The organism is Pseudomonas sp. KB_12 (assembly GCF_052114545.1).
GTDB lineage: Bacteria > Pseudomonadota > Gammaproteobacteria > Pseudomonadales > Pseudomonadaceae > Aquipseudomonas > Aquipseudomonas brassicacearum.
Window position 1 is genome coordinate 1 of sequence record NZ_JBFREY010000078.1, and the last position, 1,824, is coordinate 1,824.

Below are 1,824 nucleotides of genomic sequence, written 5' to 3' on the forward strand. Positions count from 1 at the left end.
ATCGACACCAGCACCGTTTCGCTCACCGCGACTTCAACTGTGGCCGAAGGTGGGACTGTCGTTTACACCGCGTCGGTCAACGCACCAGTCACTGATGCCCCGCTCGTCGTGACGTTGAGCAACGGCCAGACCATCACCATCCCAGTCGGCGCCAGCTCCGCTTCGGTGAACTTCGTTACACCAACCGACGCCCTCGCGGGCGGCGACAACCTGAGCGTGAAGATCGACGACGCCCAGGGCGGCAATTACGAAAAACTGGACATCGACGCCACTCCGGCCGACACCACCGTTACCGATGTGCAAGACACTACCGGTCTGACCTTGAGTGCAACCGATAGCGTTGCTGAAGGCGGCTCGATCGTCTACACCGCCACTCTGACCAACGCCGCCGGCTCACCTGTCACTGTGACCTTGAGCAACGGCGCGGTGATCAATATCGCTGCGGGCGCCACCACCGGCACAGTGACCGTCGATGCGCCGAAGGACGACGTCTACAAAGACGCCGGCAAAGTCGAAGTCAGCATCGACAACGCCACTGGCGGTAATTTCGAGAACCTGGTTCCGAGCACCACCCCAGCGGTGACTGACGTTACCGACACCATCGACACGTCGACTGTCAGCCTGACCGCAACGTCCACCGTCGCTGAAGGCGGCACCGTGGTTTACACCGCTTCGGTCAATGCACCCGTGACCGACGCTCCACTTGTTATCACCCTGTCGAACGGCCAGACCATCACCATCGCGGTCGGCGCCAGCAGTGGTAGCGTGAACTTCGTTACGCCAAACGACGCCCTCGCGGGCGGCGACAATCTGAGCGTGAAGATTGATGACGCCCAGGGCGGCAACTACGAAAAACTGGACATCGACGGCACTCCGGCCGACACCGCCGTTACCGATGTGCAGGACACTACCGGCCTGACCTTGAGTGCAACCGATAGCGTTGCTGAAGGCGGCTCGATCGTCTACACCGCCACTCTGACCAACGCCGCTGGCTCGCCTGTCACTGTGACTTTGAGCAACGGAGCCGTCATCAACATCGCTGCTGGCGCCACTACCGGCACCGTGACTGTCGACGCACCAAAAGATGATGTCTACAAAGACGCTGGCAAAGTCGAAGTCAGCATCGACAACGCCACTGGCGGTAACTTCGAGAACCTGGTTCCGAGCACTACCCCAGCGGTGACTGACGTCACTGACACTATCGACACGTCGACTGTCAGCCTGACCGCAACGTCCACCGTCGCTGAAGGCGGCACCGTGGTGTACACCGCTTCGGTCAACGCACCGGTCACTGATGCCCCGCTTGTCGTGACGTTGAGCAACGGCCAGACCATCACCATCCCAGTCGGCGCCAGCTCCGCTTCGGTAAACTTCGTTACGCCAAACGATGCCCTCGCGGGCGGCGACAGCCTGAGCGTCAAAATCGACGACGCCAAGGGCGGCAACTACGAAAAACTGGACATCGACGGCAAGCCTGCCGAAACCACCGTCACAGACACTCAGGACACCACTGGCCTGACGCTCTCGGCAACTGACACTGTCGCCGAAGGCGGCTCCATCGTTTACACCGCCACTCTGACCAATGCCGCCGGCTCGCCAGTGACCGTCACCCTGAGCAACGGCGCCGTCATCAACATCGCAGCAGGCGCCACCACTGGCACCGTGACTGTCGACGCGCCAAAAGATGACGTCTACAAAGACGCTGGCAAAGTTGAAGTCAGCATCGATAAGGCCACTGGCGGYAACTTCGAGAACCTGGTTCCGAACACCACGCCGGCGGTGACTGATGTCACTGACACCATCGACACCAGCACCGTTTCGCTC

General features: G+C 60.8%; 1 protein-coding gene. It reads left to right on the plus strand.

Annotation, left to right across the window (positions count from 1 at the left end):
* The coding region (locus AB4Z20_RS27925) for an immunoglobulin-like domain-containing protein (protein WP_442091215.1) at positions 1 to 1,824 on the plus strand (1,824 nt) is incomplete at both ends.